The sequence below is a fragment of the Micromonospora sp. NBC_00389 genome (assembly GCF_036059255.1).
Taxonomy (GTDB): Bacteria; Actinomycetota; Actinomycetes; order Mycobacteriales; family Micromonosporaceae; genus Micromonospora.
Window position 1 is genome coordinate 65,245 of the sequence record NZ_CP107947.1, and the last position, 19,665, is coordinate 84,909.

The following is a 19,665-nucleotide window of genomic DNA, read 5'->3' on the forward strand; positions in this document are numbered from 1 at the left end:
GTGGTCATGACCGGCATCGTATGCCGGCCTTACCCCGACGTGCCGGCCGAGCCCGTACCCTCACCGCCACCCGGCGAGCCGGCACCCGCCGGAGCGCCCGGCGCGGCCCGACCGGCGCGCTGCGCGCGGCCGGCGGCCTCGGTGGCGGCATCCATCCAGGAGCGGGCCCGACCGGCGGTGCCGCCCACCCACTCGCCGACGTCGCTGGCGCCGTCACCGAGCCGACGCAGCAACCCGACCAGCGGGTCGGTGGACCGGCTGAACTCCTCCCGGTACGACTCGGCAGCCGCCTTGATCTCCTCCGAGACGCTGGTCGAGCCGTCGTCGTCGCGGCGCGGGTAGTCCCCGGCCAGCACCCGCCCGTACGCCCCGGAGTCGATCCACTGCCGCAACTGGGCGGCCCGTGCCACCGGTGCCGGATGGGTGCTCCAGGCAGTCATCCGGACCTTGTGCAGGCTGTCCCGCAGGTCGCCGCCACCGGCGTACTCGGCGGCCTGTTCCAGGAAGGCGGTGGTGTCGATCTGGGACAGGTCACCGCCTCCGGCGAGCTTCATCAGCAGCCGCAGCGCGGCGGCCGGGTCCTGCCCGGCGAGCAGACCGGCCCGGTCGGCGGACAGCTCCGCCTTACGCCACCACTCCAGCATCGCCGCGATGATCGCCCGCAGCGCGAACGCACCGACCGGCAACCAGCTCAGGTTGGCCGCCCACCGGGTGAGGATCATCAGCATCGTCTTGTAGACCGCGTGCCCGCTGCCGACGTGCCCCAACTCGTGGCCGAGCAGACAGCGCAGCTCGTCCTCGTCGAACTGCTGGACGCAGGCGGAGTTGAGCACGATGAACGGCCGGTCCAGGCCGACCGCCTCGGCCCCCAGCCAGGGCGACTGGGTCACGTACAGCTCGGGCAGCTCCGCCACGTCGAGCGCCGCGGCGGCCTCCGTGTAGCGCTGCCACACCGCCGGATACTGCCGGTGGTCGACCCGGATGCCGGAGGCCAGCACGGAGAGCCGGAAGCCGCGTTCGTTCCACATGCCGAAGAACGCCCGCAGCACGTCGTCGAACCCGCGCAGCTCCCGCAACGCGACCAGGGCGCCGCGGTCGGCCGGATGCTCCCAGGCCCGTGAGCTGATGCCGGTCAGGGTGATCCGACGCCGTGCGGGCGTGTCCGTTGCCGACATGTGGCTCCCCGTTCGCCGTGCCCGACCTTTCCCGCATCGTGCCCCAGCCGGTGGCCGGCGTCCATGCCCCGCTCGGGTCAACGGGTGCGCACGTAGTACCGCTCGGCGTCGTGCGGCAGCGTCGGCGCACCGTCGACCACCAGGTCGACCCGGGTGACCGTGTCGTCGGCCTCGAAGTGCGCCCGCTCCACGGCGTGCCAGCGGCGCAGCTCGGGCAGGATCTCCGGCCCGTCCCGGGCGACCGCGCGGGCCAGCCGCAACGGCGCGGGCGCGGTCACGAAGACGGCCAGGGTCAGCTCCGGCCGGACGAGGGCGCGCGCGGCGCTGACCCCTTCCAGGACCAGCACCGGTGCGGCCGGCACCGGGACCGGGCGGGGCAGGAAGCAGCGCCGGACCCAGCTGTAGCGCCGGTAGGCACCGGGCCTCCCGGCGCGCAGCGGGCCCAGCACCTGCTCGTCCAGGCGCGGCCAGAAGGTGAGCTGGTCGTCCCAGCCGTCCAGCAGGTCGTCGGTGTGCACCACCGGCGGCCGATCACCGCCGGCCAGCACCGCCAGGGCGTCCGCGAGGTGCGCGGCGAACCGGCTCTTGCCCGCGCCGCTCGGCCCGTCGACCGCCACCAACCGGGTCCGCCCCAACCTCGCCGGGCCCGCGAGCACCCGGCGGGCCAACTCGGCGTACGCCTCGACGACCACCACGGTCGACCTGCCGGTCAAGTGGCCCGATGCCTCCTCGACGTCCTCGGCCCTATCGGACAATCCCTCGACATCCGCGGCCCGATCGGCCATTCCTCCGACGTCCCCGGCCTCATCGGCCAATCCCTCGACGTCCCCGGCCTCGTGGCCTGGTGCCGGCCGGCCGGTTTCGGAGGTCAGCGCGGCCTCGCGTGTTCCGGCCGCCTCAGGGCGGGATGGTGGATGCCGTCGACGAGCGGGCCTCGGCTGGCGAGTTCGTACACGACCGAAGTATGCCGCCGCCGCCACAGGTCAGGGTGATCGACTCCAGATCGCTGACATCGCGGTATCCGCCGTGAGGGATACCGCGATGTCGGGGAAACCGAGTCGATCACGCGGAATCAGCGGCCAGCGTGGGCCGGCCTGACACGTCCGGCTGACGGCCATGGCCGGGCACCGTCACGTCCGGGGGAATTGGGGCGGCGACGGGTGACGCCGCGACCGTTCGCCGCCCGGGGTGGCACCCGAATCGGCATGATCGGGTGGTGCTCCGAGACGTGATGAGCCCCGGCATCGACGCCCTGCTCGAACAGGCCCGCGCCGGGCTGCACCGACTGACTCCGCAGCAGACCGTCGAGGCGGTCCGCGGCGGCGCGCTGCTGGTCGACACCCGTACCGAGATGCAGCGCCGCGAGCAGGGCGACCTGCCCGGGGCGGTCGTCATCGACCGGACGGTGCTGGAGTGGCGGCTCGATCCGGCCAGCGCCTGGCGCATCCCGGAGGCCACCGCCTACGACCGGGAGATCGTGCTGGTGTGCCGGCAGGGTTACAGCTCCAGCCTGGCCGCCGCCAGCCTGCAGACCCTCGGGCTTCGCCGGGCCACCGACATGATCGGTGGCGTCGACGCGTGGCTCGCCGCCGGCCTCCCCACCACCGACCGCCCGGCCGACATCCGCCACTGACGTGGCTGTCGCCGTCGGCGACCCTCCAGACCGCCCAACCAGCAGGCCAAGGCACGCCCGGCCCGGTCAGGCCAAGGCACGCCCAGCCCGGTCAGGCCGGTGGCGGCCCGGGTGGGATGAAGGGGAGGCCGGGGGGTGGCCCGGTCTCGATGAGGCGCCAGAGGGCGTCGGTGTCCAGGTACTCCTCAACCAGGTCACCGAGCAGGTCGAGCGAGCGTTCCCGGGCGGCGGCGAAACTGCTGTCCGGAGCGACCCGGAATCCGGTGCGTCCGGCCAGCCGGGCCGCCTCGGTGAGGAATCGGCGGCGGAACCCGTCGGATTCGAACGTGCCGTGCCAGTGCGTGCCGTGCAGGGCGCCGAGCACCGCACCCTCGCCGGTGCCGTCGGCCACGGTCAGTAGCGGGGCCAGGGCGGGATCAGCGTGGGAGACGTACCCGTGGTGGATCTCGTAGCCGCGCACCGGCAGGTTGTCGCCGGCGGTGCCCACCGACTGCCGGACGGTCTTGCGCGGGTCGAAGGTGATCTCGATGGGCAGCAGGCCGAGGCCCGGGACGCTGCCCTGGCGGCTCTCCACCGTGTCGTGGATCGCCCGGCCGAGCATCTGGAAGCCACCGCAGATGCCGAGCAGCGGCTTACCGGCCGCCGCATGGGTGGCGATCGCGTCGGCGAGGCCGGTCTCGCGGAGCCAGGCGAGGTCCGCCACGGTCGACTTGGAACCGGGCAGGACGACCAGGTCAGCGGCGGCCAGCTCGGCCGGTTCGACGGTGAGGCGTACCCGGACGCCCGGCTCGGTGGCCAGCGCCTCCACGTCGGTGGCGTTGCTGATTCGGGGCAGCCGGACGACGGCAACGTCCAGCCACTCGGTGCCGTGCGGGGCGGCCGGTCGACCGAGCACCCGCCCGTAGGCGAGCGAATCCTCGGCGTCGAGCCACAGGTCGAGCGCCCAGGGCAGCACCCCGTACGTGGGGCGGCCGGTCACCTGCCGCAGCATGTCCAGCCCCGGCTGGAGCAGGCCGAGGTCACCTCGGAACTTGTTGATCACGAAGCCGGCGATCAGCGCCTGGTCGGCAGGGTCGAGCAGGGCCACGGTGCCGAACATCGAGGCGAACACGCCGCCCCGGTCGATGTCGCCGACCACGATGGTGGGCAGGTTGGCGTGCCGGGCAAGCCCCATGTTGACGTAGTCACCGGCCCGCAGGTTGATCTCCGCGGGGCTGCCGGCACCCTCACAGATCACCACGTCGTACGCCGCACGCAACTCGGCCAGCGCCGCGTACGCGGTCTCGGCCAGCCGGGGACGCAGTTGCCGGAAGGTGCCGGCCGTGATCGTGTCGACCGCCTCGCCGAGCAGCACCACCTGGCTGGCCAGGTCGCTGCCCGGCTTGAGCAGCACTGGGTTGAACCGCAGGTCCGGGGCGAGCCCGCAGGCGGCGGCCTGCATGGCCTGGGCCCGGCCGATCTCGCCGCCGCGCCCGTCCGGCCCGACCACCACCGCCGAGTTGTTCGACATGTTCTGTGCCTTGAACGGCGCCACCTTCACGCCCTGCCGGTGCAGCCAGCGGCAGATGCCGGCGGTGAGGACGCTCTTGCCGGCGTCGGAGGTGGTGCCGGCAACCAGCAGCCCGCCGCTCACCGCCCGCTCCCCTGCCTCGCCGCGACGACTCGCCAACCGCGCGGCCGCGCACCGGCACCGCCCGATCCGTGCCCACCAATGGCGGCGGACAGCCCGCGCCCACCGCCGCCGCCCGAGCCACGCCGGCCAACGCCGTCAACCGGCCCGCGCCGGCCAACGCCGTCAACCGGCCCGCGTCGGCCAAGGGCGGCAACCAGGCCGCGTCGACCGATGGCGCCGGCCAGGCGCCCGACGGTCAGCGGGTAAGCGGCGGCCAGCCCGAGGGCGGCCAGGCCGACGGCGCCGGAGATCTGGGCGGCCCTCTTCAGGTGGCGCGCCTCGGGGCGGGGGCCGTCACCCAGGAAAGGGCGCACCTCGGAGCGCCCGAAGTAGACATTGCGGCCACCGAGGCGGACGCCGAGAGCGCCGGCCATCGCCGCCTCGCACTGACCGGCGTTGGGGCTCGGGTGATCGTTGCGGTCACGCTGCCACACGCGCCAGGCCTGCTCCCGGTTGCCGTTCGCGACCGGCGAGACGGCGATGGTGAGCAGCCCGGTCAGCCGCGACGGCACCAGGTTGAGCACGTCGTCCAGGCGAGCTGCCGGGGTGCCGAACCGGGCGTAGCGCGCCGACCGGTGCCCGACCATCGCGTCGAGGGTGTTCGCCGCGCGGTAGCCCAGCAGCCCGGGCAGGCCGGCAACCGCACCCCAGACCAGCGGGGCGACCACCGCGTCGGAGGTGTTCTCCGCTACCGACTCGACGGTGGCCCGGGCCAGCTCCGACTCACCGAGGGTCGACGGGTCCCGGCCGCAGAGATTACCGAGGCGTCCCCGGGCGGCGGGCAGGTCGCCGTCACGCAGCGTCTGCCCCATGACGGTGGCCTCCTGTCGCAGCGTGCGACCGCCCAGCACGGTCCAGGTGCCGGCAGCGACGAGCACTGCCCGGGTGACCGGCCGATTCCGGGTGGCTGCCGCGGCGATCGCACCGAGCAGCACCGGCCCGCCCACCGCCAGCGCGGTGAACGCTGCACCGGCCGTCCGGTCCGGCCGGTAGAGGCGACGCTCCAGCGCACCGGCGGCCTGCCCGAAGCCGGCCACCGGGTGCCACCGGCGTGGGTCGCCGAGCAGCCTGTCCAGCGCGTACCCGGCCAGCAGCCCCACCGCGTTCGCCACCGGCGCTGTCCGTCGCACGCGCACCACCTCCGGCCGGCCAGCCTAGACGAGCACCCCGTGAACCAACCCGGCCCGCCGCATTCCACGAGCCCATCGGCAGGCGCGCCCCAATGCGGGCCGCCGCGCCCACGAGCCGGCCCAGCACGCCCGTGAACCGCCCCGGCCGACGCGGACGAGCCCCCGCCCTTGCGGTCACGCGGGGTGACGACGCCGGTCGCGTCGCCACCCCGCCCCCGTCGTGACGTGCCTGCGAACCACCAGCCCACCGACGCGGCTCTCTCGCACCGGTGGAACCGCCATCCCGGCCACCGTCCGGGACAGCCCGGGATGGACCCGTCCCAGCCGCCGTCCACGACAGGCTGGGACGGTCGAGCCGAAGGTCACGCCGGCTGCGGGACCCGCCCTCGGCCACGCCGCCCCCGACCGGACGGCGCGGGCTCCACCTCGTCCGGCACCGGGCCCAACTCGTCATCCCGCTCGTCGTCCAGGTCGTCGTCGTCCGTTCTGGGCGGGAGGGCCAGTTCGTCGTCGTCGGCCCCGCCCTGCACGCCGCCGCCGCCGACGGGAGCGCCGTGGTCGACCGGGCCGGCATCGGCGAACGGGCTGGTGTCGGCGAACGGGCTGGTGTGCGGCGTGCCGAAGTCGGACAGCTCGAAGTCGTCGTCCAGCGGACGGTCGTCGGGCAGGACGGGCGCCTGCCCGGCCGGTACCGGCTCGGTGGGCTCGCCGTGCACGCGGCTCTCCGCGTCCGCGTCCTCCAACGTGCTGGTCGTCGTGCTCGGCCGGTTGCGCAGGAACCGCGCCCGCCCCCGGGACAGGTCGTGGCCGACGGCGACCGCCTCCAGCTCGTAGAGCGTGCGGTGGTTACCGGCGTCATCGGTCCAGTCGCGGGTGTAGAGCCGGCCGCAGACCACCACCGGGTCACCGACCATCACCGACGCAGCCACCCCTTCGGCGAGCTTGCGCCAACAGTTGACGCGGACCCGCAGCGAGTTGCCGTCAACCCAGCGGCCGGTGTCCCGGTCGAGCCGGCGGGCGGTGGAGGCGACCTTGAAGTTGGCCACCAGGGTGTTGCTCTGGGTGGTACGCCGCCACTCGGGCGTTGTCAGAACATTACCGACAACTGTTACATAGGTGTCGAACATCGTCCCTCCAGGGATCGGGGGCCTGCCAGCGCGAGTCGACTCGGCACGAGCCTGAGCGGTCTGGACCGCCGTCGCCAGCACCCCCACCCGGGCCTGTGGATGACGAAGCCACCTGATGCTCCTGTAACGCAAGCCAGGCTGGTCAGACCCCTGCGAGGGCTGTGGATGACGGGGGTCGGACGCGTAGGGATTCCAGGATCAGCGGATAGACCTGACGTGCGATGTAGCGCTTCAAGCATCGGGAGATGTCTCTGTTGCTGAGCCCTTGCTCCCGGCGTCGCTGGACGTAGGTCAGCGTCTCGGCATGGCAGCGCATCCGGTTGATCGCGACGATGTAGAGCGCCCTGTTGGCCATCCTGTCCCCGCCCCGGTTGAGCCGGTGCCGGTCGGTGCGACCGGAGCTGGCCGGGATGGGAGAGACACCGCAGAGCGCGGCGAACGCGCCCTCGTCGCGGATGCGCTCGGGGTTGTCGCCAGCGGTGATGAGCAACTGCGCGGCGACCTCGGGGCCGACGCCGGGCAACTCCATCAGCCGCGGCGCGGCCTGCTGGAGCAGGACCTGCAGGTCGAGGTCGGCGGCCCGGATCTCACGGTCCAGGTCGATGATCCGACGCGCCAGCCGGCGTATCGCCGTCTTCGTCGCCGCGATCGGATCGGTGAGGTCCAGGGCCGGCCGCAACGCGGCAGCGGTGATGATCAGCTCCGAGTTACGCAGTTCCAGGAACTGGGTCCGCAACGGCTCCGGGGCGGTGCGCACCATACCGACCAGGGCGTTGAGCGCCGCGGTGCGCGACTTCACCGCCGAGGTGCGGGCCACGCGGATAACCCGGATGGCCTCCACCTGCCCGTCCCGGTTCTTCGGGGTGGTGGACGCAGTGCCGGCCAGCACGGCCCGGGCGGCGGCTTCGGCGTCGATCGGGTCGGACTTGCCGCGCTGGCGGCGCATCTTCCGGTTGGGCCGGTCGACCTCCACGATCTGGATACCTTGCGTCCGCAGGTAGCGGGCCAGGCCGACGCCGTAGCTGCCGGTGCCCTCGATCCCGATCGCCCGCACCGGGCCGTGGTCGCTCATCCAGGCCAGCAGGGCCCGGTAGCCGGCCACCGTGGTCGGGAACTCGCGGTGGCCGAGCATCCGGCCGGCCTCGTCGATGACCGAGGCGGTGTGGGTGTCGGCGTGGGTGTCGACGCCGCCGATGACCTCGATGTGGTGATCTGTCATGGTGGTGGAGCTGTCCTTCCAGGTGACCGACCGGGGCAGCACGCACCGTCGGGCGGACGGACAGCACGGTGATGGGACCTCTTCCACAGGCTCCTGTTAAGTCACACCCGTCCGTCCGGCGCGTGCACCCGGCGCGGCCGACAAATCAGGGCGAAGACAGCCGGGGCGTCAGGTGGACAAAGAGTCAAACCAGCGCCGGGAGCACGACGATCATGGCCGGTCGGGTAGGACGAAGCATCTCACCGTGGACAACGCCCTGATCACGGCCCGGTGTGGTACGGCCAACCCACTCGGGCGGCGGACGGCGGTTCCGGGTCCGGCCGAACTGGGTATGGACTTGATCAAGGCACCACCGACAGCTCCACGTCGACGAGAGGTCAGCGCCATGATGATCACCACCATCGGCTCCGCAACCGCTTCCGAGGCGCGGCGATGAGCGCCGTGGCGAACCCGGCCACCGTGGCGGAATGCCTGCGGGTTGGCACCGGGTTCTCGCAGGGCGACCGCACCTGGATCGCCGAGCAGTTCGCCACCCTCGACGCCCGGCTGGCTAGCTTCCACGCCGACGCCACCGAGCTGGAGGTGTCGGTGAAGGACCGGGAGGTCCGGGGGCAGAAGGTCACGCTGGAGTGCTGGGTCGCCGGCCGCCAGAAGATCGTCACCACCTCCGCCGAGGAGGACCTGCACGCCGCGCTCAACGACGTCCGTGACGACCTGCGTCGGCGACTCAACGACGCCAAGACCCGGCAGGAGCCCCGGCACAACAAGCACCTGCGCGACGTCAGTCAGCCGCAGGGCCAGGTCGACCCCGCCGAGGAGCCGGAGGCCCTACCGGCCGCCGACCCGAGCCGCGCCGACGCGGAAACGGCCTAACCTCCCCCCGCCCCGCGATCTTGCACGTCTCGCGCCTTCCGCGCGGAGGCAACAAGTGCAAGATCGCGGGGCGGAGAGGTGCACGCGGGGCGCGGGGCTACCGCTCAGTAGGTTGCCGGCGTAGCGTCGCAAATGTGGAACCGGACGTGTTGGGGCCGCCGTACGAGCGGCAGACGATCGACCTGGGCACCGACGACGAGGGACCGGTCGTCGCGACCCTGGTCCGGCGGCGGGCCGAGCGCCCCACCGGGCGGGCCGTGCTCTACGTGCACGGCTTCGTCGACTACTTCTTCCAGACCCACCTGGCCGACTTCTTCGCCGAACGGGGCTGGGACTTCTACGCCCTCGACCTGCGCAAGTACGGTCGCAGCCTGCTCCCGCACCAGACCCCGAACTTCTGCCAGGACATCAGCGACTACTTCGCCGAGCTGGACGCCGCCGCCGAGATCATCCGCAAGGACGACGGGCACGACACCCTTCTGGCGATGGGCCACTCCACCGGCGGCCTGATCATCTCGCTCTGGGCGGACGCCCGCCGCGACGCCGGCACCGTCGACGGGCTGGTGCTCAACAGCCCCTTCTTCGACCTGAACGCCCCCTGGGCGGTGCGCCGACCCCTCGCGGCCGCCGCCTCCCGGCTGGGCCGCAGGGCGCCGCACCGCATCCTGCCGCTCGGGCTGGGCAAGGTGTACGGCGAGAGTCTCCACGCCGACCACCGCGGCGAGTGGACCTATGACCTGGCGTGGAAGCCGCTGGGCGGGTTCCCGGTCCGGGCCGGCTGGCTGAACGCGATCCGCACCGGCCAACGCCGACTGCGCGCCGGGCTGGACATCCAGGTGCCGGTGCTGATGGCCTGCTCGACCCGCTCGTTCCGGGGCACCAAATGGCACGACAACGCGACCCTGGCCGACGCCGTGCTGGATGTCGAGCACATGGTCCGGTACGCGCCCCGCCTCGGCCGCCACGTCACCCTGGCCCGCTTCGACGGCGGGCTGCACGACCTCACGCTCTCCGGCCCCGCCGTACGCCGAAAGGTCTTCGACGAGGTCGGCCGGTGGGCCGAGGCGTTCCTCGCCGCAGGCCCCACCGCCCCGGCAGGCCCGGCTGACACCGTCTTGACCGACGATGCTTCGCCCGGCGCCGCCCCAACGGACACCGCCTCGCCCGACACCACGTCGACCAGGGACGGAGCCTTGCTGCCGGAAACTCGGCGTCCGGCGTCCGATCCGGCAGGTGCGGCGACGGCCGTCGGCTGACCCGACCGGACAACGGCTCGCTGGCGGCAGTCGTACCCGCCGGCGAGTCGGCGCGGGTCGCGCCTCAGGCGTCGCCCGGCGTGGGCGGGAGGACGGCCCGGATCCGGTCGAAGGTCGCCACCGGGTGACCACCGACGCCGGGCAGCACCAGGCCCAGGCAGTACAGCGACACCTCCCCGGTGGCGTCGGCCTGCACGACGAAGACCGGCGCCCCGACGTACCCCGGTGGAAGCTCCGTGGTGATGCGCATGGTGTCCCCGTCCCGGACCACCCGCTCGATCGCCACCTCCAGGGGCCGCGACCCGTCGTCGCGTACCCCGTGGGCCAGCACGAAGGCGGAACTGGCGTCGGCGCCGAGGCGGGCGACCACCTCGGGCCCGGCGGCGATCCCGGCGGGCACCGGTTGGACCCGCCACGACCAGCCACCGTCGCCGGCGTACCGGTGCAGCCCGCCGGTAGGCAGCACCGCGACGCCGTCGCTCGGGAAGCGTGCCCAGCCGGGCCTGATCTCGCCCTCCATGACGGCGGCCGGGGCGACCCCGGCCGGCTCGGTCACGCTCGGCCGCAGACCCAACTCCCCGCCCGGGGTACCGACGAGGTCGGCGGCCGTCAGCAGCGACTCCCCCACCGGGTCGTCGGTGCCCTGGAAGAAGAACGCGGTGCCGAAGCGATGATCGGTGTCGTCCGACGACCGGTACGGCAGGATGGCGCGGCCGACGATCTGGCACAGCTCGTAGGCGACGTCGTTCTCGGCCTCGGAGTCCAGCAGCACCAGCCGAGGGTACGGTCCAGCGCCGGGTCGGTCCGTGGGAACCCGGATGCCGGCCACCCGTCCTCCGTGAGACCCTGCTCGGCAACGTGGACGCGGGCACCCTTTTCCCCGCCGGCCGGCGGGGCGGCGGTACCCTCTTGGCGCGACATCCACGCCACGCGCCCGTAGCTCAGCGGATAGAGCAGGGGACTTCTAATCCCAAGGCCGCAGGTTCGAATCCTGCCGGGCGCACCACCGTCACCGCAGTTCAACGGCTTCCACTTCCGGTCGAGACGATCACCACGGCCCCCCGTACAGCCATTCGTACAGCCAAGTCAGCCGAAGAGGTGCTTCGCGGCCTCGTCCACGGCGGCCCGCTCGATCTCGGGTAGGACGTGGGCGTAGGTGTTCATCGTCAGCCCGATCTGGCTGTGACCCAGCACTTTCATCACGGTGCGAGGCGAGGCCCCGGAGACGAGCAGGAACGTCGCGCAGGCGTGCCGCAGGTCGTGCAGCCGCAGCCAGTCGAGTCCGGCCGCCGCCCGAATCTTGTGCCACGTCCGGTCGATGTGGTCCGGGTCCATCGGCGTACCGACCTTGGACGAGAAAACCAGGCCGTGATCCTGCCACCGCTCCCCCGCCGCCAACCTGTCCGCGGCTTGCTGCCGACGGTGCGCGCGAAACAGGGCGAGAGTCTGCGCCGGCACCGGAACCGTCCGCCGAGACCGCTCCGTCTTGGGCGCAACGATCTGAAGGCGGCCCTCTGCCCGCTGGACGGTTTGCCGAACGGTCAGGGTGCCGGCGTCGAAGTCGATGTCAGACCACGCGAGTCCGAGCAGTTCCCCGCGACGAAGCCCGACCGTCAAGGCGCAGACGTACAACGCTTCCAGGCGGTGTCCCCGCAGCACGTCGAGCAACCGCTTGGCCTCGTCCACGCCCAGGGCGCGACGCTCGACCTGCCTCATCGCAGGCGGACGGACCGACTTGGCGGCGTTGCGGTGCACCAGCTCCTCCCGCTCCGCGTCACCGAGTGAGTTCCGGATCAGCCCGTGGATGTGCCGAACCGTCGTTGCCGAGAGACCCGCGTCCGTCTTTTCGGCCAGCAGCCGGCGGATGACGGTCGGCGTCAGCTTGTCGAGCGCCAGCCGGCCAAGCGCCGGGCGGACGTGGTTCTCAGTGAGCTTCCGGTAGCCCTGCAACGTCGACGGCCGTGTCCCGTCACGCTCCTTCATCCGCAACCACTCGTCCAGCCACTCCCCGACCGTCCGAGGAGCGGCGGCGAGATTCTGCCCCTGCTCCTGGCGGCGGCGAAGGTCGACCAGCTTGCCGAGCACTTCCCGCTCCGTCCTGCCGTAGACCCACTTCCGCGACCGCTTGCCCTCGCCCCAGCCCACATCGAGCACCGCCGCGAAGCCATCCCGGTACTTGAAGACCGATCCCTCACCGTGAGACCGACGCCGCTTGCCGCTCATGCCGCGTACTCCTCGGTTGCCGAAAGAAGTTCCTCGATCGCGGCGACCGGGATCAGACGAGCCCGCCCCAGCTTCACCGACCGCAGCCGGCCCGATCGCATCAGGACGTAGACGGTGTCTCGACAGACGCCGAGCAGGGCCGCAGCCTCAGCCGGCCGGACGCTCTTCTTCTCGCTCACGCTCCGGTCCCTTCCTGCTCTGCCGACTGATGTGCGGTGGTTGCCGAGACATCGGGCGGGCCGGCGGCGGCCCGTCTCGCGGCGTCGAGCTGGGCGCGCCATTGGATGCGTTCGGAGATCGCCCGCAGGACCCGATGCCCGAGCGGGGCAAGGTCGGGATCTGTGGGCTTGGCCAACTCCCAGGCGTGGCGTTGTTCGCCGCCGAGCGGGGCGGTGTCGGCGCCGGTGGTGACCCCCAGGAGTGCCTTGACCCACTCGCGCCGGTCGGCCCGATGATCGGTCAGCGTCTTGCCCGACCACTGCCGGGAAATGAGGACGCGTCGGCCGCCGATGCCGAGGGTTTCCCGCTTGTGGACCTTGTTCTTGCAGTTCCCCGGCCGCAGGCCCTGCTTGGCTTTCTTGGGTTGGATGCCGTAGAGCAGCCAGTTGGCGCACCGCTCCGAACACGGCGTGTGCCGCAGTTCCAACCACAGGCGTTCCAGGTGCGCCCGTTGCCGGCCGGTGGTCACGTCGTGGCAGTCGGCGGCTTGCTTGGTGAGGTACTTGGTGATGTAGCCGACGCAACGGTCGGCGTCCTTGGTGCCGGCGAGCACGCCCTTGGCGTCGACCTGGGCACCGAAGCGGGCGACGTGCACGGGTTCGGCGTCGGGGTCGGCGTCGACCAGGTCCAGGGCGTCATCCCAGGACGGCAGCAGCCGGCCGGTTTCCGGGTCGGTGTAACCGGCGGCGTCGGCATCCCACTGCGGCACGTTGCCCGGTTCGTAGACGAGCTGCTCGACGGACGGCCACCACACCTGGTGATACGTCGCGGCGGCGACCTGCCGGACCAGAGCCCGGGGAATGGTGCCCCGGATGGCGAAGTGCGCGTGCGGCGCAAGCCGGCGTTGCGGCTCGACGGCACCGGCGTACTGGACGTTCCACCCGACCGCCCGCCTGAGGTTCTGCCAGAACCGGTCGAGCAGCCGGGGGAAGTGCACGGCATCCCAGGCGGCCCGCCGGTAGTCGTAGGCGTCGGGGTCGACCGGTGTGCCGTCGGCGTGAACGCGGCCGTAGGAGCCGAGGGTGAGGGTGAGGAACATCGACGGCCGGAACACCTGCCCATCACGCCCGTTGAAGGTCCGGCCAACGGTTCGGTTCTCGACGGGCAGGCGGGGCAGGTCCGGGGCGTCCTGCCGCCGCTTGGTGGAGCGGACCCGGCGTTTGCCGTCGCCGTCCTCCTGGTCCACGCCGCCGCGCGGTGGAGCGGGGCGACCGCGCATGCCCTCGATGGTGATCTGGCTTTCCAGTTCCTCGATCGCGTCGTCCAGGTCGGCGACCTGATCCCACTGCGAGCTCCGGGCCGCCTCGTCGCGGGCGAATTCGAGGTGAGCGCGAGCGACGATCAGGCCGCGTTGCGCATCGGTGGCGGGCTCCGGCCCGGGGTCGGGTTCGTCGGTACGGTGCCATCCTTCGCGGATCTGCTGCTGGCGCAGCCGGCGGGCACGGGTGGCGCAGGCCGGGCACTTCGCCTCTTGGGTGGCGCCGCACGGCATGTCGACGACTTCCGTCTGGCCGGAGTCGAGGTCGGTGCGGCGCAGGGAGACGGGGCGGGTGCAGACGCCGTAGTCGGCGGCGAGGTCCTTGACCACGTCGACGGAGCGGGGCATGAGCATCCGGGCGGCCCGGGAGCCCGGCCTCGGACCCTCCACCGGAGCGGGGTCGAGGCCGGGCAGCGTCGGGGTGATGGTCATCGGCCCACCTCCGCACCAGCGGGGGTGAGGTCGCGGACCCGGACGGTCGGGCGGGTGTCAGTGGCGTGGTCGTCGCGGTGGCGGTCGAACACGGCCACGCCAGACCGCGTGGTCTTCGCCCGGTACATGGCGGCGTCAGCGTCAGCGAGGGCGGCGGCGAGATCCCCGGTGGTGGGGGCGAGTCCGATGCTGGCCGTCACCGACACGGCCACACCGGAGGGAAGGCGGACCGGGGCGGCGATCGCGGCGGCCAGCTGGCGGCCAGCCGTCACGGGGTCGGGGTCGCAGAGGAGGGCGGCGAACTCGTCCCCGCCAAGGCGAGCGGCTATGCCGTGGACCTGGGCGAGTCGGGCGGCGACGGCGCGCAGGACGACGTCTCCGGCGGCGTGGCCGTGGGTGTCGTTGACGGGCTTGAAGCCGTCCAGGTCCAGCACGGCCACCCACGGACGGGCGGAGGCGAGCTGTTCCCAGCCGGCGGCGAGGCCGGCGCGGTTCGCCAGGCCGGTCAGCGGGTCGCGGACGGCAGCCCGTTGCAGGGCGGCCAGTTCGTAGCGGGCGACGTAGAGGCAGTAGCGGTCCCAGCAGATCAGCACCAGGACGCCGACGAGCAGGAGGCCGGAGAGCAGGGCGTTGGTCATCGGGTCACCTCTCCGATCAGCGAGGTGCCATTGCGGCGGGTGAACGCAGCCGGCGGCACCGGGGCGACCGGCACCGGGCGGGCAGGCTCGACCGGGACCAGGGCGACAGGCTCAGAGACGGCCGAGGCGACGGGGGCAGAAGCCGCCGGGGCGGGCTGCGCGACCGGTCCGGCCGGCGCGTTGTCGGCGGGGGCCGGGGTGGTGGACAGGACGAGCTTGGACAGGCCGATGAACGCCAGCGCGGGCACGGCCGACAGCAGCCACCCGGACAGGCCCGGCTTCGCCACGGCGAGCTGCGCGGCGAGAGAGAGCGTGACGGCGGCGACGAGGAGGAACATCGGGTAGCCGATCGGCCCGCCGGTGCGGCGTCGGCGGCGGATGGTGAGCAGGGCGGCGGCGGGGATGAGTTCGCTGATGACGGCGTTGGCCCAGCCGAACCACTCGCCGGTGCCGGCCGGGCTGTTGTCGAGGGTCCAGTCTTTGACGTGGGTGAACGATGCGGCACCCGCGAAGCCGGCGACGATGAGCAGGATGACGACGAGGACCAGGGCGTCGATGCGGTCGGCGCGCGTGTTGGTGGGGTGGGGTTTCATGCGGCACCGTCCAGGATCTCGCCGTCGATCACGCGCAGCCGGCCGTAGGTCTGGGCCATGGCGCGGATCTCGTCATCGCTGAGGTAGGAGAAGCGGACCCGCATCGGGGTCGGGTCACCGTCGATGACCACGAACCCCACCCCGGGCAGGGACTGCGGGATGCGGTCACACAGCGCCCCGCGATCGCGCATCCCCTCGCCGAGCACGAGGTCGACCTGTGCGGCTTCCGCGAGGCGCAGGCCGATGCGGGTCGGGAACAGGTCCCGGAACGGTAGGACTTCCTTGCGGGGGTCCTGGATCGCGGCGACCACGTGCACACCGACCGCGCGCCCCTGGGACAGGAGGATGGACAGGGCGGCCTTGATGCGGTCCTTGAGTTGCCGGTCGGTGAGGTAGGCGGTCAGGTTCGCCAGCTCATCGATCACCAGGACGATCAGTGGCTCGTCCGGGGTCGGGGTGTGCTGGCGGGTGCGGCCGTAGAGCTTCCCGGCGCGGTCCTTGGCGACCGAAGCGGCTTCCTCGATCAGCTCACACATCGCGGCGTAGTCCTTGCGGGCGAACCGGGTGAACATCGGCGCACCCATGCCCAACTCCATGCCGCCTTTCGGGTCGAGGCCCCACACCTGGACGAGACCGGAGGTGACCCCGGCGGCGAGGGAGCGGACCACGGACCAGATGACCGAGCCCTTGCCCGACCCCGTCGCGCCCACGACGAGGACTTGGGTGCCGAACAGGCGCAGCTCGTAGCCGTCGCCGTCCTCGCGCTTGCCCACCGGCAGGGCGGTGAACTCGGGAACCGCCGGCACCGGGAGCGGGCGAACGAGTTTGGCGAGGGGGTCACCGCGGAACAGGTGCAGCAGCACCACCTCCGGACGCGGCCCCGGTGCGGCCTTGACCTGCCGGACGCCGAACGTGTGGGCGAGGCGTTCGGCGACGCGGGCGAAGTCGTCGGGGATCTGCCCGGTCACCATCCGCACCACCACCACGTCCACCCCGGAGGCGCAGCGGACCTTCCGCAGGACGGGTAGGACGGTGTGCGCGTCGAAGGAGACGGCGAGTTTGGCGGTGACCATGGCGGCGTGCCAGTTGCGGCGGTAGACCATGCGGCGGTAGCGGGACAGGGTCGGCCACCAGCCGAACCGCAGCCACGAGGGCCGGTGTCCGAACGCCCACCCTGTCGAGGCGGCGGCGACCAGGCCGACGACGCCGACCGGGCCAGCCCAGCCGAACCGCAGGTAGAGCCAGCCGAAGAAGACCGCCGGGGCGGTCAGGTACCAGAAGCGCACAAGCACCAGGACCAGGCGGCCCAGGGCCTTCGCGGTCCACCAGGACAGGGCCAGCCACATCGGGATACGCACGAACGGGGTGCGGACGTTGATCGGAGCGCCTTCGATCCGGTCACCCCGGATCACGTTGACCAGCGGCATCCCTCAGCCCTCCCCGACCGTCGCGGCGGCGGCGAACAAGGCGGTCTGTCCCGGCGTGCCGGGACGGCGACGGATCACGCGGCGGCGTACCGGCGTCCGGGCCGGGGCGAGGGCGGTCAGGTCGACCGGCCCGGATTCCGGGGCGGGGACGTGGCGGGTCATGGTCGGCAGCCACCGGCCCCGACCGAGGACCGCGCGCAGGTCGACGCGGTCGGCCACGTGCGGGGCGATCAGGTCCGGGTCGAGGTGACGCAGCTTCACCACCGTCCGGGCCAGAGCGGCAGCAGCGGCGGCGATCTCCACCAGCGCAGCCACCCGGACCGCGTCAGAGGGGACGGTGGTGTAGACCTCGCGGGCGACCCGGATACCGGGACCAGCGAGGCGCATCACCGTGCGGCGATGGGTGCGGCGGTGGGGGGCGGGGCGCGGGTTCCCGGCGATCCGGGCAGCCTTCGATACGGTGGGCATCAGCCCATCTCCTTCCAAGGAATTCGGGTGAGGCGCGGGGCGGGAGTCGTCTTGGCGGGTGAAGCCCGCCCCGCGCGTCCAGATCTGGTCAGGCCGCCTGCTTCACAGCGGCAGCCTCGGTCATCGCCCCGGCGCGGATCGACCACGCCTGACGCGCCCGGCACTTCCCCGAGCCCTTGCACCGCTGCGAATCCACGTACGGCGTCAGGGTCACGTCGGAGAACTGCACCGCCGGCGGGTAGCCCGGGATCTTCGACGCCGGCGGCACCGGCTGGACCGGGGCGGCGATCTTCACCTTGACTTCCTTGGTCCCGCCGAACTTCCCCGCCTCCGGGTCCAGGTCCAGGACCTTGACCACCCACAGCCGCTCGCCCGTGTCCTTGTCACGCGCCTGGTCGTCGCCCTGACCGCGCTTGTCGAAGTCCGTCACCGGCTCCACACCCAGGCACAACGCGCCCTGCGGGAAGACGTACTCGAACGGAACCGGAACCTTGATCGTGTTCGGGACTGCCACTGTCCACTCCTGTCTGCTGCCGCCGGCCTTCGGCCGGCTCTGGCGTTTGGCGCGGCTCGCGCCGCATGCCATCACGCTAGCCGCACTTTTAGTACGGGGCAACACTTTGAGTGCGGGAGATTGAAGATTGGGCATGGAAATCGCCCGCCACCAGCCGTGAAGGGTTGATAACGGGCGATTGGGTTGCAATCGAGGGCCGTCCTGCGTGGACGGTTGAATCAGCTCAGGCCAAGCCGGTCCGCAAGTTCGCGAAGGCCTGGCTCATCTGCCAGATCCGACCGCAGCATGTCCGTCATGAGCCGTTGCACTAGTGGGTGAGCCGGTGCTTGCTCCGGTGCTACCTCGACTGCGCGAGAAAGCGTCTCGACCACGCCGGGCACGTTCCGTCGCTGGGCATGAGCGCGGGCCACATCGATAAGGAAGCGGCCCTGTCGCTCAGGCGAGAGGCCGGACGGATCCACGTTCGCAGCGCCCCGCAGCGCGCGACCCGCGTCCCCCAGTTCGACCGCTACCGCAACGTCGTGAAGCGCGACGTTGGTCGGGCCGAACTCGGTGTTGTAGTCGTTCCGGTCCACGCCGAGCCGTTCCGCTGCACGACGGGCGATCGCAAGCTCTTCATAAGCCGCTTCCGCATCGTTCCGCCGGGCAGCTACCACGGCTAGTTGCAGGTGGAGGGCACCCCAGATCGAAAGCACTTCCGGCTCGCCTGCCTCCGCCCGATCCTCCAGAGCGGCAGCTGCTGTGGCGGCTGTCTGCTGTGCGCGATCGAGCCTCCGAGCAGCCTGAAAGACCAGCGTCAGGCGAAATGCTCCCTCTGCCATGAGGAGCGTGTCCCCGGATCGCTCGGCGGCACTGATCGCCCGGTCGGCGGCCACCCAAGCGGCGCCCGGCTCGGCCATCCTGGCGAGCACAGCAGCGCAGGCGTGGTAAGCCCGCGCGAGAGCCGCAAACACTGCCCGCTGTGCCTCACCCTCCGTCGTCCGCGCCGCAGTTTCCAGGTCCGGCAGCAGGCCCACCAACATCGCACCCACGTGGCTGAACTCGGAGGCGTGCGTGTACGTCCAAGCCTCAGCGACTCTGGCCGACAACTCATCAACGTCAGCCGGCTCGTGGCTCGCGCCGAGCACCGCCGCCAGGGCGTGACTGGAACTGAGCGCAAGGCCCAACTCGGTCGCGGCGGGTGGCTCCTCGTGAGCGGCAGCGACAACTGGCGCCTCAGGGGCCATCTCGGAAAGCGGCACCTCCAAGACGCCCGCAAGACGTTCAAGGACCGTCATCCGGTCGATCTTCCGCACGCCGCGCTCAACCTGGGATAGCCAGGTCTCCGAGCGATCAATCAAGCGGGCGAACTCCCGCTGGGACAGCCCACGACGTTGCCGATAGAAAGCGATCCGCCGACCGACGGCCCGCTCCGAGGGTGTGCCGTCACTCATGACCCACTCACGCCCTTGCTCCCGAGCGGGTCCAAGAACTCCACCCGGACGCCCGACAAGTACTGCTCGCGCTCCGACAGGAACCGCAGGGTGTGAGGCTGACGCTCGTGCGCGTCGAAGGCCGCACGGTCCCGATAGACCTCGTAGAAGACACGCGCCAACGGCTCACCTTCCACCAGATGCGTGGCGTACACGAGCGTGCCCGGCTCGTCTTGCTGAATGCCCGGCAGCGTCTCCGCGGCGAGCCGATCGAAGCCCGCCGCAGCATCCTCATCCTTGAGGTCAAAACGGACTACCAACGCGAACATGGGCAACCTCCTGGGTAGCGAGCCGCACTCTATGTACGCCATGGTACCGGCGATGCTGGGCATAGCT

General features: G+C 71.9%; 19 protein-coding genes, 1 tRNA gene and 1 pseudogene. 4 read left to right on the top strand and 17 right to left on the bottom strand.

The annotated features are described in order from the left end of the window. Positions 1 to 29: 29 nt before the first annotated feature. Both OG470_RS00315 and OG470_RS00320 read right to left on the bottom strand, forming a co-directional pair. Entirely contained in the window at positions 30 to 1,175 is a 1,146-nt protein-coding gene (locus OG470_RS00315) for a M48 family metallopeptidase (protein WP_328419573.1), read from the bottom strand. A 77-nt stretch (positions 1,176 to 1,252) separates the two neighbouring features. Further along, on the bottom strand, positions 1,253 to 1,888 hold the full coding sequence (locus OG470_RS00320) for a uridine kinase family protein (RefSeq protein WP_328419575.1): 636 nt from the start codon (positions 1,886 to 1,888) through the stop codon (positions 1,253 to 1,255). 518 nt (positions 1,889 to 2,406) lie between these two features. Here OG470_RS00320 and OG470_RS00325 point away from each other — a divergent pair. Further along, positions 2,407 to 2,808 (top strand): rhodanese-like domain-containing protein, encoded by a 402-nt coding sequence (locus OG470_RS00325; RefSeq protein WP_328426043.1) that lies wholly within the window; start codon positions 2,407 to 2,409, stop codon positions 2,806 to 2,808. 91 nt (positions 2,809 to 2,899) lie between these two features. Here the strand turns inward: OG470_RS00325 and OG470_RS00330 are convergent, their stop codons facing one another. The 4 genes and pseudogenes from OG470_RS00330 to OG470_RS00345 all read right to left on the bottom strand — a co-directional run bounded on the left by OG470_RS00330 (position 2,900) and on the right by OG470_RS00345 (position 7,956). After that, complete coding sequence (locus tag OG470_RS00330; RefSeq protein ID WP_328419577.1) at positions 2,900 to 4,441, bottom strand: cobyric acid synthase; 1,542 nt, start codon at positions 4,439 to 4,441, stop codon at positions 2,900 to 2,902. A gap of 176 nt (positions 4,442 to 4,617) precedes the next feature. Continuing rightward, positions 4,618 to 5,592 (bottom strand): annotated as a pseudogene (locus tag OG470_RS00335) (cobalamin biosynthesis protein); the annotation flags it as partial. A gap of 380 nt (positions 5,593 to 5,972) precedes the next feature. Then, positions 5,973 to 6,737 carry a single-stranded DNA-binding protein gene (locus tag OG470_RS00340; protein WP_328419580.1) on the bottom strand — a complete coding sequence of 255 codons (765 nt, stop codon included), beginning with the start codon at positions 6,735 to 6,737 and terminating at the stop codon, positions 5,973 to 5,975. 142 nt (positions 6,738 to 6,879) lie between these two features. Then, a complete protein-coding gene (locus OG470_RS00345) occupies positions 6,880 to 7,956 on the bottom strand; it encodes an IS110 family transposase (protein ID WP_328419582.1) in 1,077 nt (358 codons plus the stop codon). Between the two features lie 432 nt (positions 7,957 to 8,388). Between OG470_RS00345 and OG470_RS00350 the strand changes: the two genes are divergently transcribed. Together OG470_RS00350 and OG470_RS00355 are read left to right on the top strand one after the other, a co-directional pair. Next, the gene (locus OG470_RS00350; RefSeq protein ID WP_328419584.1) at positions 8,389 to 8,829 is read left to right on the top strand and encodes an HPF/RaiA family ribosome-associated protein; all 441 of its coding nucleotides are present in this window, start codon (positions 8,389 to 8,391) and stop codon (positions 8,827 to 8,829) included. A 134-nt stretch (positions 8,830 to 8,963) separates the two neighbouring features. Beyond that, a complete protein-coding gene (locus OG470_RS00355; protein WP_328419586.1) occupies positions 8,964 to 10,085 on the top strand; it encodes an alpha/beta hydrolase in 1,122 nt (373 codons plus the stop codon). A gap of 64 nt (positions 10,086 to 10,149) precedes the next feature. On the opposite strand, the gene OG470_RS00360 is transcribed toward OG470_RS00355, so the two are convergent. After that, positions 10,150 to 10,857, bottom strand: a complete 708-nt coding sequence (locus tag OG470_RS00360) for a hypothetical protein (RefSeq protein WP_328419588.1) — start codon at positions 10,855 to 10,857, stop codon at positions 10,150 to 10,152. Positions 10,858 to 11,015: 158 nt separating this feature from the next. Between OG470_RS00360 and OG470_RS00365 the strand changes: the two genes are divergently transcribed. Beyond that, positions 11,016 to 11,091 (top strand) — tRNA-Arg (locus OG470_RS00365). 80 nt (positions 11,092 to 11,171) lie between these two features. Here the strand turns inward: OG470_RS00365 and OG470_RS00370 are convergent. From OG470_RS00370 to OG470_RS00415, 10 genes are all read right to left on the bottom strand, one after another. After that, positions 11,172 to 12,308, bottom strand: coding sequence for a tyrosine-type recombinase/integrase (locus OG470_RS00370; protein WP_328419590.1), 1,137 nt, complete (start codon positions 12,306 to 12,308; stop codon positions 11,172 to 11,174). Then, positions 12,305 to 12,487, bottom strand: coding sequence for a helix-turn-helix domain-containing protein (locus OG470_RS00375; protein WP_112737506.1), 183 nt, complete (start codon positions 12,485 to 12,487; stop codon positions 12,305 to 12,307). Before OG470_RS00375 ends, OG470_RS00370 begins: the two co-directional genes overlap by 4 nt. Beyond that, the gene (locus OG470_RS00380) at positions 12,484 to 14,217 is read right to left on the bottom strand and encodes a replication initiator (RefSeq protein WP_328419594.1); all 1,734 of its coding nucleotides are present in this window, start codon (positions 14,215 to 14,217) and stop codon (positions 12,484 to 12,486) included. The genes OG470_RS00375 and OG470_RS00380 overlap by 4 nt, the downstream gene beginning before the upstream one ends. Beyond that, positions 14,214 to 14,855, bottom strand: coding sequence for a GGDEF domain-containing protein (locus tag OG470_RS00385; protein WP_328419596.1), 642 nt, complete (start codon positions 14,853 to 14,855; stop codon positions 14,214 to 14,216). Before OG470_RS00385 ends, OG470_RS00380 begins: the two co-directional genes overlap by 4 nt. Continuing rightward, positions 14,852 to 15,448: a DUF2637 domain-containing protein gene (locus tag OG470_RS00390; protein ID WP_328419598.1), complete on the bottom strand. Its 597-nt coding sequence runs from the start codon at positions 15,446 to 15,448 to the stop codon at positions 14,852 to 14,854. Before OG470_RS00390 ends, OG470_RS00385 begins: the two co-directional genes overlap by 4 nt. Next, a complete protein-coding gene (locus tag OG470_RS00395; RefSeq protein ID WP_328419600.1) occupies positions 15,445 to 16,875 on the bottom strand; it encodes an FtsK/SpoIIIE domain-containing protein in 1,431 nt (476 codons plus the stop codon). The genes OG470_RS00390 and OG470_RS00395 overlap by 4 nt, the downstream gene beginning before the upstream one ends. A 3-nt stretch (positions 16,876 to 16,878) precedes the next feature. Next, positions 16,879 to 17,343, bottom strand: a complete 465-nt coding sequence (locus OG470_RS00400; protein ID WP_328419603.1) for a hypothetical protein — start codon at positions 17,341 to 17,343, stop codon at positions 16,879 to 16,881. A gap of 88 nt (positions 17,344 to 17,431) precedes the next feature. Then, a complete protein-coding gene (locus tag OG470_RS00405) occupies positions 17,432 to 17,857 on the bottom strand; it encodes a hypothetical protein (RefSeq protein WP_328419604.1) in 426 nt (141 codons plus the stop codon). Between the two features lie 218 nt (positions 17,858 to 18,075). Continuing rightward, positions 18,076 to 19,290 (bottom strand): helix-turn-helix domain-containing protein, encoded by a 1,215-nt coding sequence (locus OG470_RS00410; RefSeq protein ID WP_328419606.1) that lies wholly within the window; start codon positions 19,288 to 19,290, stop codon positions 18,076 to 18,078. Then, positions 19,287 to 19,598, bottom strand: coding sequence for a putative quinol monooxygenase (locus OG470_RS00415; protein WP_328419608.1), 312 nt, complete (start codon positions 19,596 to 19,598; stop codon positions 19,287 to 19,289). The genes OG470_RS00410 and OG470_RS00415 overlap by 4 nt, the downstream gene beginning before the upstream one ends. Positions 19,599 to 19,665 lie beyond the last annotated feature (67 nt).

What these genes read in the sequence shown, in the direction of transcription:
- OG470_RS00315 (WP_328419573.1), bottom strand. Translation starts at nt 1,175, where the DNA reads ATGTCGGCAACGGACACGCCCGCACGGCGTCGGATCACCCTGACCGGC.
- OG470_RS00325 (WP_328426043.1), top strand. Translation starts at nt 2,407, where the DNA reads ATGAGCCCCGGCATCGACGCCCTGCTCGAACAGGCCCGCGCCGGGCTG.
- OG470_RS00340 (WP_328419580.1), bottom strand. Translation starts at nt 6,737, where the DNA reads ATGTTCGACACCTATGTAACAGTTGTCGGTAATGTTCTGACAACGCCC.
- OG470_RS00345 (WP_328419582.1), bottom strand. Translation starts at nt 7,956, where the DNA reads ATGACAGATCACCACATCGAGGTCATCGGCGGCGTCGACACCCACGCC.
- OG470_RS00350 (WP_328419584.1), top strand. Translation starts at nt 8,389, where the DNA reads ATGAGCGCCGTGGCGAACCCGGCCACCGTGGCGGAATGCCTGCGGGTT.
- OG470_RS00370 (WP_328419590.1), bottom strand. Translation starts at nt 12,308, where the DNA reads ATGAGCGGCAAGCGGCGTCGGTCTCACGGTGAGGGATCGGTCTTCAAG.
- OG470_RS00380 (WP_328419594.1), bottom strand. Translation starts at nt 14,217, where the DNA reads ATGACCATCACCCCGACGCTGCCCGGCCTCGACCCCGCTCCGGTGGAG.
- OG470_RS00385 (WP_328419596.1), bottom strand. Translation starts at nt 14,855, where the DNA reads ATGACCAACGCCCTGCTCTCCGGCCTCCTGCTCGTCGGCGTCCTGGTG.
- OG470_RS00390 (WP_328419598.1), bottom strand. Translation starts at nt 15,448, where the DNA reads ATGAAACCCCACCCCACCAACACGCGCGCCGACCGCATCGACGCCCTG.
- OG470_RS00395 (WP_328419600.1), bottom strand. Translation starts at nt 16,875, where the DNA reads ATGCCGCTGGTCAACGTGATCCGGGGTGACCGGATCGAAGGCGCTCCG.
- OG470_RS00400 (WP_328419603.1), bottom strand. Translation starts at nt 17,343, where the DNA reads ATGCCCACCGTATCGAAGGCTGCCCGGATCGCCGGGAACCCGCGCCCC.
- OG470_RS00410 (WP_328419606.1), bottom strand. Translation starts at nt 19,290, where the DNA reads ATGAGTGACGGCACACCCTCGGAGCGGGCCGTCGGTCGGCGGATCGCT.
- OG470_RS00415 (WP_328419608.1), bottom strand. Translation starts at nt 19,598, where the DNA reads ATGTTCGCGTTGGTAGTCCGTTTTGACCTCAAGGATGAGGATGCTGCG.